Source organism: Brevinematia bacterium, assembly GCA_039630355.1.
Lineage (GTDB): Bacteria > Spirochaetota > Brevinematia > DTOW01 > DTOW01 > SKYB106.
Genome location: JBCNVF010000033.1, coordinates 12,149 through 27,283, shown reverse-complemented (window position 1 = coordinate 27,283; position 15,135 = coordinate 12,149). Strand labels below are relative to the sequence as shown.

Here is a 15,135-nt window from a genome sequence, read left to right as displayed (position 1 = left end):
GCGTGAGGAAGAACTCACAAATGGGATTAAAAAGAAAGAAAAGGAGATTGAGAGTATAAAAGAAGAACTTAAGGAACTTAAGTCCGAGGAGGTTAGGTATTTTACTTTAAGACTAAGAGATACTCTTAAGGAGGGAGATGTCTGTCCAGTTTGCGGAAATACATACCATCCGGAGGAGGTTGGAAAGTTGCCTTTTGCTGAAGTTCCAGAAGATGGAGAGTTGTTGGAGAAAGTGAAAAAACTGGAGGAAGACATAGGAAAGCTTGAGAAAGAAAAATCTGACTTAGACAAGGAGGTGAGTAAAGTAGTAGGACAGATAGAAGAGAAAGAAAGCAGAATAGGGGGGATGCTTGACGAGCTCAAGAAGAAAGGCTTTAATACTGTAGAGGATCTAGACAAAAAGGAGAGAAATATTAAAAGTCTCATTAATCGTTTGGAAGAGTTAGAGAAAGAGGAGTCCGAATTAACTAGAAAGAAGGAAGAATTGGAACGTTTATACAAAGATGTTGACGAAAGCTACAAGGAGAAGGTAGAGCCTGAAAAAGATGATCTTAAGAAACTTATAGACGATTTTCTTAAAAATGATGTTGTAAAAGAAATTTTGAGTAACGTTAAATTTGAAGGAATCATGGAGTTTTTTAAGCTTGATATTGGTGAAAAGATTAAAAAGCACATTGAAAGTTTAGAAGGAAGTAAGGGAAAGCTTGAGCAGGCTATAGACTCTTGTCAGAACCTTATTTCAAAATATCAGCTTCTGGAAGAAAAGAAGAGGGGGTTATCTGGAGATATTGAGGATATCAAAAGGAAACATCAGGAGCTAAATTCAGAGTTGGAGAGGGTTAAGAGTGAGATAAGTAAAATGAATAGGAGCTTAGGAAGTATATCTTCAGAGTTTAAAAATTTTGTTAGGTTTAAGGAAAAGCTAGAGGAATCAAAGAAGAAGTTTTTGGAGAAAAAGTGGAAGTATGATATATTGAAATCGCTTAGCGATAAATTTGACACGGAAGGGATAGTGAATTTTGTTATGAAGCTGAAGATGGGAGAAATTGCGAATACCGTGAACAGGTATTTACGGGATCTGGGAATTTATGATAAGACTCTTTATGTTGAACTTGGAGAGAGAGAGTTGGCTTTTTCCGTTCTATACTCTGACGGTGCGGTAACTACCGTAAACAGTTTGAGTGGTGGTGAAAGCTTTCTGTTTTCTGTTGCTCTTGCGTTTGCCGTTGCAAATGATGTGGTGACACGTCTTGACGTAAAATCACTCTTTATTGACGAAGGTTTTGATACTCTTGATGAGGCATTTAATTCAAGGTTATTTGCTTTTCTTGAGAATTTTGCTAAGGAAAGAGGTGTCACCATATACATCATCACTCATAAACAAGAGATTGCGAAGAATACGACTTATCCAAGAATAAAGGTATCCAAAGAGGGAGGTATATCTAAAGCTGAAATTGAAATTTCGGAAGTTACTGTGTAATTGAGAGTTTGGTGAGAAGCGGGAGACTGGGGTTTGTCTGCTGATTGACGGAATTGGAGATCAGTGGTGGTAGGGTAAGAGCTAGTTTTGAATGCCTTTTGGAATTTTTAAAACTTCCGAATAGTTTTATAGTATGTTTGTGATACTAATATTTCTTCTACTTCCTATAGAAGTGTTCTCTCAGGAGACTGTGTATTTAACAAACAATAATCCTTTTACGAACAATACTTATCTCATAACAAACTTTGCGTATAGGGGAATAGCGGTAGGGATGAGGAAGAGTGATGTGGAAAGTATTATAGACAGGGATGAATTTCTGGAGATAGACGATACAAGTTATCTTGGACTTTTTGACAAAGAAAAGCCTTTTGTTCTCAAAGCTGTTTCTCCACCTTATGTTAAGTCAGCTTATTTTCTTTTTGAGAAAGATATTTTGTTCAATATCATAATAAACTTCAATCCAGTGATATATTCTTATTCTGAGCTTTTGAAGGGAGCAAAGGTTAAATACGGTTTGCCAACTGATGAATACCCTGACTTTGCAGTATGGCAAGCAGGTCCTTATGAGCTAAGAGTGGAAAAGCCTGCTGTTGTTAAGTTTTTTCTAACCTCCGAGATAAGCAACATAACGATAAAGGCATATGAATCTAGTAAGAAAATAAAGGAGAGGTCGGAGTATAGTAAGAGAGAGTTGTTTCCATTCTAAGTTAGTTATTGCGATTGAATCGGTTAAGGTAGTTGCTAAGATTTGGAATATAATTCTTGGTACTTCTTTATGGAAGTTTCTAGAAAGATTACTTTGGAGGAATAGAAAAGGTCCTTGATGTTTAAGTTGTTGTAGAGAAGTGTTTTCAGTGTAGGTAAGTTTCTTGCTGATAGGATTATGTTTCTATCGTATGTTGGTAGAACTAGCACGCCATATCCTCTAGTTATCATTGAGAGAATGCTACTGAAGGTTTTTAGGAATTCTTTAGTTTTCACAGTGTTGAGAGAGAAATCTTCAACTACTATCAGTTCATTGTTCCTGACTTTTGCTGATAGGACTGTGAAGAATGCTTTTCTTTTCATTTTTTTAGGAAGGTCTAGGGAGTAATCTCTTGGTTTAGGACCATGAGCGATTCCACCACCAACCCAAATGGGAGATCTGATTGATCCGTGTCTTGCTCTACCCGTGCCTTTCTGCCTCCAAGGTTTTCTACCACCTCCTCTGACTTCACCTCTTGACTTTGTGGAAGCAGTTCCTTGCCTTGCATTAGCAAGTTCCGTTACGAGAGCTTTGTATACTAGGTCATTGTTGTATTCTAGACCAAATATCCTATCTTCTACTTCTATGCTTTTTTTAACCTTTCCATCCAATCCCAGAACTTCTAGTTTCATTTCTTCCTCCAGAAAGGTTGAAAAATTGTAAAAAACTAGTGCGAAGTGTTTCAACTAAAATTGATCTTGCTAATAAACTCTACTCACAGTGTTGCTTATATTGAGCTTCTAGCCGAAGATATTCACTCAGTGCCGATAGGGATCGCAAGAGAAATTACAGTAGATCTTGGACCTTATGCGTCTTGTATTATGCCGACTATAAGCTTTGCAAGGTAACTTCTAAAACTTGAACTTATACTCTTTAAATCTTTTGTTCAGAATTATGTGTTTTGTTTCTTCTCTTGTTTTACCATCCAAGACGAATTTCCCCTTATAGGACTTGCCTCTTATGTTCGTTATGGATGTAAAGAATAGTTTTTGTTCCTCAACATTGTCTGGTGTATTGAGTTTGATGATGTAATTTGTTTTTTTGCCATCCTCTTCCTCTACCAAGAATCCTACATTGGTAGATGTTGCGAAAACATTTATGTTTACAACTCCAAACTTTCTTGAAAGGGTCTCTATGTTAACTTCTTTTGATGAGGAAAGTTTTCCTATGGATACCGTTATTTTAGCTTTACCGCTTTCTGAAGCTTCAATATATCCATTTCCGAGATAATTCATTTTTTCAAGAGAGGGTGTTATTTGATAAATAGTTCTGGTGATACCATCTTTTGTTGTAGCATTGACAAATAGAAATCCTCTGTCTCCAGTTCCCCATTCGTTTGGATGTATATCAAGTTGAATGCTGGTTATTTCCTCGGATAGAGGTTTCTTAGTTAAAGCAAATATAAGAAAATTACTGATCCTTTCTTTCCAAGAGATTTCGCTGTGGATTCCTTTTTTATCCTCAAAGTATAGAAGCTTAGGATAATCCATTTTTGTTAGGAGAATATTGCAGATTTCTCTTGTTGTGTATACTATGTTGTTTTCTGATTCTTGCTCTCTGCCTTCGCTGTAGCCTATGTCAATGTATATTTTTAGTTTTGATAATCTGTTGAGGTTTTGTATTACATTTGATTTTGTTCTTTCAAGCCCCCACCAGAATGAGGGAGAGATGCATCCAATGATTCCAAAAACCTCAGGATACCACATTCCTAGATACAATGAAATAAGTCCTCCGAGAGATGATCCAAAGGTTCCGACGAATTCTCTGTTTGTTTCTACTCTAAAGTTTGCTTCTATGAAAGGTTTAATTTCCTCAACGAGAAACTTACAATACACTTCACCTAGTCCACCGCCGTAGGCTTCAAGTGGGAAGGGGGTGTATTCTTTTATCCTGTCAGTCCCCATGTGGTCTATACCTACAATAACTACATCTTTGATCTTACCTTCTTTAGTAAGAAGTTCAACAGTTTTGTCAATATCCCATCTTGCTTTATTCCTCTCGTCGTAGTATATGTTTTGACCGTCATGTGCATAGAGCACTGTGTAATAGTTGGTTGAACTAAAGTAGTCTGGAGGTAGGAATATTCTTATGGTTCTTTTGTTCTTCAGTATTTTTGATTCAAATTCTTGGATTATAACGAAGTTTCCGTTTGTCCTAAAAGAGAGTCCAAAACCTATGTTAGATAGGTATAAGAAGAGAATGGATATTGCCAAGATTCTATGCATTGTGTTTACCTCCAATTGCAATGATTTTATTGTTTGCTAGAGTATTCTAGCAATTTAATGGAGAGGGGGTTAGTAAATTCCAATTTCCGTTAGGTGGATAAGTAAGATTCTAAGCTTGCCTAATTGGTCCTTTGGTTTTGTCAATCACAAAACTTCACTTCACACTAAGTTTCCTAGATTCTTGTTGAGAAAAATGTTCACTCAGTCCCGATAGGGACTGTGAGGAGAAGAAAGAGGTATATCTAATTGTAAGTTTTAGGCTCTATTGTTTTTACTCCTTTGCCTTTTGGGACATTAAGGGGTTTTTGTATGTGCGGATTGTGTTTATCTGTGTGGTAATAGCTTTGTTTTAAGGGGAGAAGGCTGGGGGTAGATGGGAGACTACATATATTGTAACTTCTAAAGTTTGTTACGAAGGCGTGGATGAAGGTTTGAAGATTTAACTTGACAGAGAGTGTATTTGGGATGTATTATTGAAGCGATAAGAACGATATTCTGAAATTTTGGTGCAAAGGTTTTTTCGCTGGGAAAGTCTGATGAGAGTTTGTTATACAAAGTGACGGAGGGACTATGGAAAGTAGAATAATAATTTCGGGTTTTGGTGGTCAGGGAGTTTTGTCTGCTGGGATAATTCTTTGTTATGGGGCGATGTTTGCTGGGATGTATCCGACTTTCTTTCCTTCATATGGTGCGGAGCAGAGAGGTGGAACTTCTAACTGCACTGTGATAATAGATGATCATGAGGTTGCATCTCCTATAACTCAGTCTCCTAATATTGTTGTGTGTTTTAACCAGCCTTCTGTAGCAAAATTTGAGTCGTGGGTTGAAAAGGGTGGTGTATTACTTTACAATTCTTCTTTAGTTAACGTTCCTCCGAGCAGGAAGGACATAAGAGTTTTTCACATAGATGCGAATACTGTTGCTCTAGGCCTTGGGGATCTTAGGTTTGTCAATATGGTGATGCTGGGTGGATTAGTTTCAATAGTTAAGCTTTACGATTTTAATTTCCTTTTGCAGGGGATTGAAAAGTTTTTCTCTGAGAAGGGGAAGAAAAAACTTATAGAGTTTAACAAGAAGGCTGCAAAGGTTGGATATGATTATTTTCAGTAGTTTTGCGGGTTTTTGAATTTTTTAGTCTGAGCTTTTTGGCATTTGTCTCGTAGTGGCTTGGCTTTTGGAAAGCTTGGTGTCTCAGTTTAGTGTGAAATTCTGTTTTGGGTTTGTTTACACTTTTTGCTATGGAGAAAATAGGGGAAGGATTGGAAGAATATAGGGTTGAGAAGGATACGTTAGGAGAGGTTAAGATTCCGTCTAGTGCTTATTGGGGGGCTCAGACTCAAAGAGCCTTGGAAAACTTTAGAATAAGCCCATATAGGATGCCAAAAGAGATAATCAGAGCTATAGCTGTTATAAAGTATTCTGCTGCTGAAGTTAATTCGCAACTTGGTCTTTTAGATAGAAGGTATGCGGAGTGTATCAAGAGTGCGTCGGAGGAGATAATTTACGGTGAAGATTTTTCTAACTTTCCTGTTGATGTTTTTCAGACAGGTAGTGGTACTTCAACTAATATGAATGTGAATGAAGTGATATCTACTAGAGCTAATGAAATTCTAACAGGCGTAAGGAGGACAACTTATCCTATTCATCCGAATGATCATGTAAATATGGGACAATCTTCAAACGATGTCATACCTTCTTCCATAAGGATGGCGGTTGCAGTTCTTATTGAGACAGATCTTTTGCCTAAGCTGAATGTTCTGAAAGAGACAATACTCTCAAAGTCCTACCAGTTTAGAGACATAATAAAGACTGGTAGGACACATTTGATGGATGCAGTTCCTATATCTTTTGGTCAGGAGTTTTCGGGTTGGGCTAAACAGATTGAAAATGGTATTGAGGGTATAAAGGGGGTTTTCTCAAGGCTTTTGAAATTGCCAATAGGTGGTACTGCGGTAGGAACAGGGTTAAACTCTCATCCGGAATTTTCGGAAAAAGTGGTGAAGGTGATTTCCCAGAAGATAGGCTTTCCCTTTGTTTCTGCGGAGAATAAGTTTGAGTGTATAGCGAGTATGGACATTGCAAACGAAGTTTCTGGATATCTTAAGACGATTGCTGGAGCTCTTATGAAGATATCAAACGATATAAGACTTATGAACAGTGGTCCTAGTTCTGGGTTTAATGAGATAACTATTCCTTCGTTACAGCCTGGTTCTTCTATAATGCCTGGTAAAGTTAATCCAGTTATACCTGAGGCTGTAAGGATGGTTTGTGCAAAAGTGATTGGTAATGATACAACAATTTCAATCTCTTGTTCTCTAGGAGAATTTGAGCTGAATGTGATGTTACCCGTAATAGGTTTTTGCTTAGTAGAGTCAATAACATTGCTTTCTAATGCTTCGTATGTGTTGGCTAAAAAGGTGATTGATGGTATAAAAGTGAATAAGAATAAGGTGAAAGAGGTTCTTGAGAAAAATACAGCAGTTATTACTGTTTTAGCTCCACTATTAGGATACGAGAAATCTGCTGAGGTGTATAAAAAGTGTTTAAACGAAGGTAAATCCATAGCCCAAGTATTGCTTGAGGAAAAACTTGTTCCTCCTGATAAGATATCCGAATACCTTGATTTCAGGAAGATGGTATAATGCTAACTAGTTTGTGGTGTTTCAAAATATTGTAAAATCTTCTCTCAAGTGATGTTAGTATGTGTTGGTGGAAAAAGATGAAGAAAGTAGTTGGATGTTAGAGTGGATTTATTGCTCAAGTGTGGGTAAATTATTTATACTGTTTACGGAGTGTAGTTATGGAAAAATTTGTTTTAACTGAAGACCTGATAGTTGGAATTAGTGAGATTGATGATCAACATAGAGAGCTTATAGATAGAATAAATTCTTTCATAGAGAGTCTGTATACATCTGATGTTAAAGTATTGTCAGAGGATATTGAGAAGGTTTTTGATTTTATGTTTGAGTATGCTAAATTGCATTTTTCCAAAGAAGAGGAGATAATGGAGAAGAATTCCTGTCCGATTCTGAACTTACAGAAAGTGCAACATCAGTTCTTTTTGATGGAGGCTAACAAGCTAAAGTTTGAGTTAAAGTCTAGAGGGATCAATTCCGAGATTATTGAGAAGACGCGAAAACTGCTTATTGAATGGTTTAAGTCTCACATTTCAAAAATGGATAAAAAGATACGTGAGTGTCTTGATAGACAACCTTAATCAGTGTATTTCACCCCAGTTTTTGCCGAATTTGTGCTCAACGATCAATGGAACTTTCAGAGTTACTGCATTTTCAAGAGTGGTTTTTATTACATTTTGGTATCTTTCTACCTCGTCCTCAGGTAGTTCTACCAATATTTCGTCGTGAACTTGTAGCAACATCTTAACAGGGCTTCCCAGAAGTGTTTCCCAGAGTCTGTTCATTGCAATCTTGACTATTTCTGCAGCACTTCCCTGTATCGGGGTGTTTATCGCGATTCTTTCGGATTTTCCTAGAGTTATCTTGGATCTATCGTATTTTTTGTTGCTCAATTCGGGTATGTTTCTCCTTCTGCCAAACATTGTTTCAACGTAGCCGTTTTTTGAAACAAACTCAAGTGTGTTGAAGATATACTCTTTCACTTTTTTGTAATTTGCAAAATACCTATTTATTATTTCGTTAGCCTCGGATGTGGAAACCTTAAGTTGTTTTGACAAACCATAAGCACTTATGCCATAAACTATACCAAAGTTTATTGTTTTACCGATTCTTCTATGCTCTGGTGTTATTTCCTCGGGCCTTATGCCGAGAATCTTTGAAGCAGTTTCGGAATGAATATCCCTTCCTTCGTAGAACTGGTTTATCAGAACCTCGTCTTCAGATACATGGGCTAGGACTCTTAACTCAATTTGAGAGTAATCAAAACTGCCTAGAACTTTTCCTTCTTCAGCAATGAAAGCAGTTCTTATCTTTTTTCCAATCTCATCCCTTACCGGGATGTTCTGCAAGTTTGGATTACTGGAAGATAGTCTACCAGTAGCGGTTACCGTTTGATTAAAAGATGTATGGATTCTACCAGTGGATCTTATTACCATACTAGGAAGTTCATCAACGTAAGTGGTTTTGAGTTTTACAAGAGTTCTGTACTTTAGGATAGATTGGGCTATCTCGTAATCTTGAGCAAGTTCTTCCAAAACCTCCTCATCTGTGGAGTAGCCTGTCTTTGTTTTTTTAACAGTAGGTAGTTTCATTTTCTCAAAAAGGATATAGGATACTTGCTTTGGTGAATTCAGATTGAATGTTTCTCCAACGGTATCAAATACGGTGTTGCTCACTTTCTCAATTTCAGCTTTTAGTTCCTCACCTAAGCCTACTAGATAGCTCGTATCAACTTTGACTCCGTTGAATTCCATATCTCCTAGAACTCTAACAAGAGGCATCTCTACGTAGTAAAACAGTTCTCTAAGTTTCGTGTTTTCGTTCAATTTCTTGCTGAAGAGGTTATACAATCTAAGAGTAATGTCTGCATCTTCACAAGAGTAGATTGCCACATCCTCTATTGGGACATCAAGAAGAGTGGTAAAGAGAGATTGTTGTTTTTTGGTAACTTCCTCATACCTTATTGTGCGGTAATTTAAGTATTCTTCGGCTAATCTATCAAGGTTATGATGAGTAAATTCGGGTCTTAACACATAAGAGGCTATCATTGTGTCAAAAAATATATTCTTAAGCTCTATTCCATATCTTTTTAGGACAACATAGTCATACTTAATGTTGTGACCTATTTTCTTTATGTCTTGGTTTTCACAGATCTCCTTTAGGAAGCTGATAATGCTAGATTCTGAGAATTCCTTTTTCACTTTGTGTAGAATTGGTAAGTAGTAACCTTCGTATTCTCGTGTTGAAATGGCAAATCCAATGATATTGCATTCCATAAAGTGTTTCTCATCGGTCTCTATATCTAGAGAGACTATACCTTCTTGTAAAATCTCCTTTCTTATTCTGTCCAAGTCTGCAAAGGTTGTTGCGATCTTATACCTAGCTTTCTGCATTACTTGGGTGGTAGTTTGAGGCTCTTGGGAGAATAGAGATAGCTCTTGGTTGTTAGAATGTTTGCTAAGCTGAAGTTCGTTCAGAATGGATCTGAACTCGTATTCTTTTAGAAGTTCAATAACTCGGGGTTTTGCGAAGTTTTCTAGAGAGAACTTAGTGATAGAGATATCTAGGTTTTCATCAAAGAAAAGTTGGACCAGTTTTTTGCTTAGGAGCACATCACTTTGGCTTTCTACAAGCTTTTTTCTCACATTTGGTTCTATCTCGTCCAGGTGAGAGTATATATTTTCCACAGTTTTATACTTTGATATAAGGGGTTTTGCAGTTTTTTCTCCAATTCCTCTTGCTCCTGGGATGTTGTCAATATTATCACCAACTAAGGCTAGATAATCTACTATATACTCAGGTTCAAATCCGTTTTCCTCTATGAAGGTAGTTCTGTCAATTACCCTGTATTCTGCTTTTGCAGGAGAGAAGGATACTATTCTGACATTAGGGAAAGCTAGAAGTTGAAACAGATCCTTGTCTCCTGAAACTACGTATATCTGGTATTTGCCAGAGAGTTTTTTTGTTATGCTTGCTATTATATCATCTGACTCATAGCCTGGAATCTCTATGCATTCGATACCAGCCTCTCTAAGAAGGTTTACTGTCTTTCTAAATTGGGACTTCAGGTCCTCAGGTGCTTTTTCTCTTGTTATTTTGTAGCTGTTGTATATTTTAAATCTCTTTGTCTGCTCTCTGGGGCCATCAAGCGAAAAAACTGCGTTTTCGAATCTAAAGTCTTTGTATAGCTTTATAACTGTTCTAAGGGTGCCAAAAATAGCGGAAGTGATTTCACCCTTTGAGTTTGTAAGGTGTCTTCCAGCAAATCCGAAGAAAGATCTATACACTAAGTTGCTTGTGTCAAAGATAAAGATTTTTTCCATAATCTTATTTTCTAAATCCTTTTTATTAGCTTTTTCAAACTTAGTTACCAGAGCACGATAAGTTCCAAATTTCTATTAAGTGAGTGACTAAGATTCTAAACCTCACTCTATACCAAGCTTCTTAGGTGTTGTTGGGAAAGTGTTTACCTAGTTCTGAATATCCACTCAGTTCCGATAGAGACTGTGAGAGTAGCAAGGACAAAAACCTCCTAGTTACAAGTTTTGGAACTTGTTGGACGAAACAACGCAGTGAGGTATAGATTTGTAGCTGAGTATAGAAACTTAGCAGAATATTTTGTTATAATTCTCGCGTAACGAAAGATGTGGGTAAAGGTATTAAAGGAATTTTTTTGGCTCTGGTGGGATAATTTTTCAAAGAATATAATCGTTAGCATTCTGGGGTTTTTGGGGAATTTACCTACACTATTTTTCACTATGGGGCTTTTTCTCTTCATGCGGGTTCCTTTTGAAGCAACACCGACCCAGAGTGAGATAAATTTATTTTGGCTTGTAATAATCACTCTTTTCGGTAGTAGTATTTTCTTTCCGACTCAGATAGGTTTGTTGGCTGTTGCTAGAAATTTCTCAAATGGCACGCATAAAAAATTCTTTGCGGAGTTTTTTTCGGGGATAAAGGAAAACTTTGGTAAGTCTGTGTCTGGCACTTTAGTAGGAGCGTTGGTATACTTTTTGGGAGTATTTGCGATAGTATTTTACCTATCGTTTTTTGGAACTACTAGTATAATCGGAATAGCTCTTTCAGTCATAACGTTTTGGTATTTGGTGGTATTTACTTTCTTTTTCGTGATTCTTTCGCTTTATGTGGTGTTTTTCCCTAAGGATAGAATCAGGACCGCAATAAGTAGATCCTGGGTAATAATGATGGACAATGTATTCATTATATTCCTGACATTCCTGATGGTAGTTCCTGTTTTCATATTTTCTTTCATAAGTGCAGTTGGTATGATGCTTTTTTATCAAGGGCTTGTGAATTCGTTACTTGTCGGAATGTTTGTTACGATACTAAAGAAGTATAAAGTCATAGAGGACGTTGAAGATAACAGAACAATAAAGGATATATTCAAGCCGTTCTGAGTATGGATAGATTGTTTGTTGCTATTGACCTTCCGGTGGAAATAAAGAGAGATTTTGTTGTGATTTTAGATGAGCTTAGATCTGCTAACGGTAAAACTGTGCCTATTGAGAATATTCACTTGACTGTGAAGTTCATAGGAGAAACGAACAAAACGAAGGACATTATTAATACTCTTAGTGCTATTAGGTTTCGGAGTTTTTCGCTATCGGTAGAAGGAGTAGGGTTATTTGGTAGCGTTTACCATCCTAAAGTATTTTGGGTAGGTGTTGTGAAAAATGAAAGTTTGGAGTCTCTTTTTCTGGTTTTGGAGGAGGAGTTATCAAAGGTAGGGATAGCGAAAGAGAATAGAGAGTTTTCACCTCACATAACTTTGGCAAGGTTTAAGGCTAAACCTGATATAAGAAGACTTGAGAGTGTTTTGAAAACTTATGGTTCTAGAAAATTTGGTTCGTTTGATGTTAAAGGAGTTACTCTTTACAAAAGTGAACTTGCTCACCCTAATCCGAAATACTTTCCACTCAAATTTTTCCAACTGGAGGGTGCTTAAGTTTTTCAAATGTTTTTGGTTTGTGGTGTCATAGGTAGTTTTGTTGGCTACTGTAGATTGTTCTTGAGAAAGTTCCGCCAACATTTTGAATTATCATTCCTTTTACCTCAAGGGAAAGCAAGATTGGGTAGATTTTGTTGATACTCAATCCAGTAGCTTCAGTAAGTTCATCTAGGGAAATTTCCTTTGTTATGAATGAGTAGATAAATTTTTCTTCTTCTGAAAGTTCTTGATTAGTCTCTTGGAAGGGGTTGTTTTGAGTTGCCTTATACCCAAGCTCTTCAAGCACATCTTTGTAGTCTAGAATGGGGATAGCTCCCTTTTTTAGCATGATATTACACCCTCTGTGGAGATAGTTCTCTATTCCCCCAGGTATGACGAGTAAGGGTTTCTTTTGTTTTAATGCATATTCTCCGGTTATCAAAGCTCCGGATTTTTCAGGTGCTTGCACAATTACAACTACGTCAGATAGTCCACTTATTATTCTGTTTCTTATGAAAAAGTTTCTTCTTAGTGGTTTAGTCCCTATGGTAAACTCAGATATTACACATCCCTTTTCTCTTATCTCATCAAACTCTTTTTTGTGTTCTGGTGGGTATATGCAATCTAATCCTCCCGCTAGAACCGCAATCGTTTGTCCATTTCTCTCAAGCGTTCTTCTGTGAGCTATTATGTCTATGCCTCTGGCTAGCCCGCTTACAACCGTTACATTGTTGTCTACTAATAGGTCAACAAGCTTTTTGGTGTAGTTTTTCCCAATCTCATCATTTCTCCTAGTTCCTACAATACCACATGTTACACTTGAGTTTAAAAGATGGTAGTTTCCTAGGTAATATATGACAATTGGTCTGTCAGAAAGAGCTCTGAGTCTGTATGGATAGTTTTCATCTTCCAAAGTCAAGTACTCTACGCCATACCTTTTTAGCGTTTTTTCAATCTCAACAATACTTTTTTCTATCCCACCCTCTTTTGCTGTAATGATAGTCTCCTTCCTGATCTTAAGAACTTTTGAAACCTCTTCAATTGAAGAGTTTGGAATACTGGAGATGCTACCAAAGTTCTCCTTTATGTACGAATATCTCTTAAACCCTAACCCTAGGTAGCTTAGGAAAAGTAGTTCCTCTCTTCTCATGTAATATATTATACATTAGATTAGCAAACTTTATTACAAAACCCTGACGAAATTCAACCTTGAACAAGTTTTTCAATAAATTCCAAGTTAATAAGTAGGGCTTTTCTTCTACTCTTCTCGTGGTCCTTATTGACTGGGTAAATACTCTTCTTAAGCAGACACATAAAGAGCTTAGTGTAAAGTGAAGTTTTGTGATTGACAAATGCTATCTAAGGTTTTTAGTCCGTTCTTATCTGCCTTGTTTTTATTGGTTTATCCTTAAAGTTCAAATTTTCTTTCGTGGTCCTTTAGATCTTTAGGCTGGGGAATTGAGGGGCCAGAATTATACGCATCTTCAATTATTTTGTCTACTTCTTTTTTCTGTCCTGCGGTTATTATGACCTCGCCCTTGAGTATAACTCCGGGTTTGACTTCAAGCTGAGGAGTTATTATGTTACCCAAAATTCTTCCTGTTTCCGTAAGCTTTACGGATTCCTGAGCCTCTATTCCTCCTATTACAACTCCTGATACGGTTACACTTCTTGCTCTCAATACATCGGTTTTGACCTTACCAGTCTCGCCTATAAGAATTTGCTCATTTGTTGATATTTCACCTTCAAACTTTCCATCTATCTGCACAGAGCCATTGACATGGAATCTTCCTTGAAACACAGAACCTTCGCCAATTATGCTGTTTATTACTCCTTCCTGTTTAGGTGGCATATAACCCTCCAAGTGTAATTAATCACCCACAATAGAGGTCGGTTGGGTTACTGCAATAGGCCCATCTCTTAGAACCATAGGAACGCAGGGAATGCTTCTGTTTATTCCCAACAGTATTAAACTGTTAGGAATCCTACATCCACACCCCAATATAGTTCCTAAAACTTTCATACGAAGGCCCCGTTTTTGTAACCCCCCATTCTCCTCTATCGTAGGTGAAAGTTATTTTAATTAATCCTAGGTTGCCCTTACAATAAACTACTTAAATTTACAATCCTGTATCCATTTTTTGGAAATTTTCAGGAATTTTTCTCTCAGATTCACCTCTGTTCTTACGTTACGGTAAGAGAGAAGTGCAAGTAGAAAAACTATTAAGTCTTCTAACTTTTCCGTATCCCTTAGGATATCATCATGTAGTAAAAGGCTAGATATCTCTGAGATAAGCTGGGTTTCTGAGAATCTTAAAAGCCCCTTTCTTTTGCTTTTTTGTATGACTTTATATATGTATAGTAGAGTTGGAAAGTTTTTAGGTATTTCCTCAAGTATGTTGTTACTTTCTTTCTTCTTAGTTTCCCATAGCTTCAGCGACTCTTCGGTGCTTTCTGGCAGTGCTTCATTTCCAAATACATGAGGATGCCTTTGGAGAAGTTTAGAGTTTAGGTCTTTCAAAACCTCGTCTATGGAAAATTTCCCCATCTCTTTAGCTATCTGTGATATGAATACTCCCTGAAGGATAAGATCTCCAGTTTCTTCTTTTATCTTCTCATAGTCTCCTTCGGTTATAGCTTGTACTACTTCATATGCCTCTTCTATTATGTTCTCAACAATGCTTTCAAGCGTTTGTTCTCTGTCCCAAGGACACCCATTTGGAGATCTAAGTGTTTTAACGATACCGATAAGCCTGTCAAACTCTTCCATACCATAATTCTTAATGAACCAATACCTGACTTTCTTCAAGAGAGTGTTTTTAGCAATTTTTATTAGTAAGCAGAGCTTCAAGCTTTTTGCTTACTCACTAATAAGTTCCAATTTTCGTTGAGTGGGTAGATAAGATTCTAAACTTTTTGTTTACCCTCTCTCTTTGCTTCTAGATAGTGTCTATAAGTTACAAAACTTCACTTTAGGTCTGCTAGGTACCTATTGAGAAAAGCATTTATCTGGTCCTGATAAAGACTATGAGAGTAGTAAAGAGAAGGCTATTTACAAACCTACTGCTTACTCACCGTTTGGTTCTAGATTAAGTAAAAAA

General features: G+C 36.9%; 14 protein-coding genes. 8 read left to right on the top strand and 6 right to left on the bottom strand.

Going from position 1 to position 15,135, the window contains the following annotated elements:
• Window positions 1-1,480: SbcC/MukB-like Walker B domain-containing protein (locus tag ABDH28_02725; protein MEN2997936.1), on the top strand; the 1,480-nt coding region annotated here is incomplete at its 5' end.
• 133 nt (window positions 1,481-1,613) lie between these two features.
• Window positions 1,614-2,186 (top strand): hypothetical protein, encoded by a 573-nt coding sequence (locus ABDH28_02720; GenBank protein ID MEN2997935.1) that lies wholly within the window; start codon window positions 1,614-1,616, stop codon window positions 2,184-2,186.
• Between the two features lie 35 nt (window positions 2,187-2,221).
• Here the strand turns inward: ABDH28_02720 and rplD are convergent, their stop codons facing one another.
• On the bottom strand, window positions 2,222-2,857 hold the full coding sequence (gene rplD, locus ABDH28_02715) for a 50S ribosomal protein L4 (protein ID MEN2997934.1): 636 nt from the start codon (window positions 2,855-2,857) through the stop codon (window positions 2,222-2,224).
• A gap of 45 nt (window positions 2,858-2,902) precedes the next feature.
• Between rplD and ABDH28_02710 the strand changes: the two genes are divergently transcribed.
• Entirely contained in the window at window positions 2,903-3,073 is a 171-nt protein-coding gene (locus ABDH28_02710; protein MEN2997933.1) for a hypothetical protein, read from the top strand.
• A gap of 3 nt (window positions 3,074-3,076) precedes the next feature.
• Here ABDH28_02710 and ABDH28_02705 read toward each other — a convergent pair whose 3' ends face one another.
• Window positions 3,077-4,450, bottom strand: coding sequence for an alpha/beta hydrolase-fold protein (locus ABDH28_02705; GenBank protein ID MEN2997932.1), 1,374 nt, complete (start codon window positions 4,448-4,450; stop codon window positions 3,077-3,079).
• A gap of 570 nt (window positions 4,451-5,020) precedes the next feature.
• On the opposite strand from ABDH28_02705, the gene ABDH28_02700 reads away from it, so the two are divergent.
• The 3 genes from ABDH28_02700 (at window position 5,021) to ABDH28_02690 (ending at window position 7,667) form a co-directional block, all read left to right on the top strand.
• On the top strand, window positions 5,021-5,560 hold the full coding sequence (locus ABDH28_02700; protein MEN2997931.1) for a 2-oxoacid:acceptor oxidoreductase family protein: 540 nt from the start codon (window positions 5,021-5,023) through the stop codon (window positions 5,558-5,560).
• Between the two features lie 128 nt (window positions 5,561-5,688).
• A complete protein-coding gene (locus ABDH28_02695) occupies window positions 5,689-7,092 on the top strand; it encodes a class II fumarate hydratase (GenBank protein MEN2997930.1) in 1,404 nt (467 codons plus the stop codon).
• Window positions 7,093-7,250: 158 nt separating this feature from the next.
• Window positions 7,251-7,667, top strand: a complete 417-nt coding sequence (locus ABDH28_02690) for a hemerythrin family protein (protein ID MEN2997929.1) — start codon at window positions 7,251-7,253, stop codon at window positions 7,665-7,667.
• On the opposite strand, the gene polA is transcribed toward ABDH28_02690, so the two are convergent.
• Window positions 7,668-10,409, bottom strand: coding sequence for a DNA polymerase I (gene polA / locus ABDH28_02685; protein ID MEN2997928.1), 2,742 nt, complete (start codon window positions 10,407-10,409; stop codon window positions 7,668-7,670). It lies immediately after the preceding gene.
• Between the two features lie 321 nt (window positions 10,410-10,730).
• On the opposite strand from polA, the gene ABDH28_02680 reads away from it, so the two are divergent.
• Entirely contained in the window at window positions 10,731-11,504 is a 774-nt protein-coding gene (locus tag ABDH28_02680; protein MEN2997927.1) for a hypothetical protein, read from the top strand.
• A gap of 2 nt (window positions 11,505-11,506) precedes the next feature.
• Entirely contained in the window at window positions 11,507-12,052 is a 546-nt protein-coding gene (gene thpR, locus ABDH28_02675) for an RNA 2',3'-cyclic phosphodiesterase (protein ID MEN2997926.1), read from the top strand.
• A gap of 28 nt (window positions 12,053-12,080) precedes the next feature.
• On the opposite strand, the gene dprA is transcribed toward thpR, so the two are convergent.
• The 3 genes from dprA to ABDH28_02660 form a co-directional block, all read right to left on the bottom strand.
• Window positions 12,081-13,184 carry a DNA-processing protein DprA gene (gene dprA, locus ABDH28_02670; GenBank protein MEN2997925.1) on the bottom strand — a complete coding sequence of 368 codons (1,104 nt, stop codon included), beginning with the start codon at window positions 13,182-13,184 and terminating at the stop codon, window positions 12,081-12,083.
• A gap of 258 nt (window positions 13,185-13,442) precedes the next feature.
• Entirely contained in the window at window positions 13,443-13,886 is a 444-nt protein-coding gene (locus tag ABDH28_02665) for a polymer-forming cytoskeletal protein (protein ID MEN2997924.1), read from the bottom strand.
• A gap of 258 nt (window positions 13,887-14,144) precedes the next feature.
• Window positions 14,145-14,804: a MazG nucleotide pyrophosphohydrolase domain-containing protein gene (locus ABDH28_02660; protein MEN2997923.1), complete on the bottom strand. Its 660-nt coding sequence runs from the start codon at window positions 14,802-14,804 to the stop codon at window positions 14,145-14,147.
• Window positions 14,805-15,135: the final 331 nt, after the last annotated feature.

What these genes read in the sequence shown, in the direction of transcription:
- ABDH28_02720 (MEN2997935.1), top strand. Translation starts at nt 1,614, where the DNA reads ATGTTTGTGATACTAATATTTCTTCTACTTCCTATAGAAGTGTTCTCT.
- rplD (MEN2997934.1), bottom strand. Translation starts at nt 2,857, where the DNA reads ATGAAACTAGAAGTTCTGGGATTGGATGGAAAGGTTAAAAAAAGCATA.
- ABDH28_02705 (MEN2997932.1), bottom strand. Translation starts at nt 4,450, where the DNA reads ATGCATAGAATCTTGGCAATATCCATTCTCTTCTTATACCTATCTAAC.
- ABDH28_02700 (MEN2997931.1), top strand. Translation starts at nt 5,021, where the DNA reads ATGGAAAGTAGAATAATAATTTCGGGTTTTGGTGGTCAGGGAGTTTTG.
- ABDH28_02695 (MEN2997930.1), top strand. Translation starts at nt 5,689, where the DNA reads ATGGAGAAAATAGGGGAAGGATTGGAAGAATATAGGGTTGAGAAGGAT.
- ABDH28_02690 (MEN2997929.1), top strand. Translation starts at nt 7,251, where the DNA reads ATGGAAAAATTTGTTTTAACTGAAGACCTGATAGTTGGAATTAGTGAG.
- polA (MEN2997928.1), bottom strand. Translation starts at nt 10,409, where the DNA reads ATGGAAAAAATCTTTATCTTTGACACAAGCAACTTAGTGTATAGATCT.
- ABDH28_02680 (MEN2997927.1), top strand. Translation starts at nt 10,731, where the DNA reads ATGTGGGTAAAGGTATTAAAGGAATTTTTTTGGCTCTGGTGGGATAAT.
- thpR (MEN2997926.1), top strand. Translation starts at nt 11,507, where the DNA reads ATGGATAGATTGTTTGTTGCTATTGACCTTCCGGTGGAAATAAAGAGA.
- dprA (MEN2997925.1), bottom strand. Translation starts at nt 13,184, where the DNA reads ATGAGAAGAGAGGAACTACTTTTCCTAAGCTACCTAGGGTTAGGGTTT.
- ABDH28_02665 (MEN2997924.1), bottom strand. Translation starts at nt 13,886, where the DNA reads ATGCCACCTAAACAGGAAGGAGTAATAAACAGCATAATTGGCGAAGGT.
- ABDH28_02660 (MEN2997923.1), bottom strand. Translation starts at nt 14,804, where the DNA reads ATGGAAGAGTTTGACAGGCTTATCGGTATCGTTAAAACACTTAGATCT.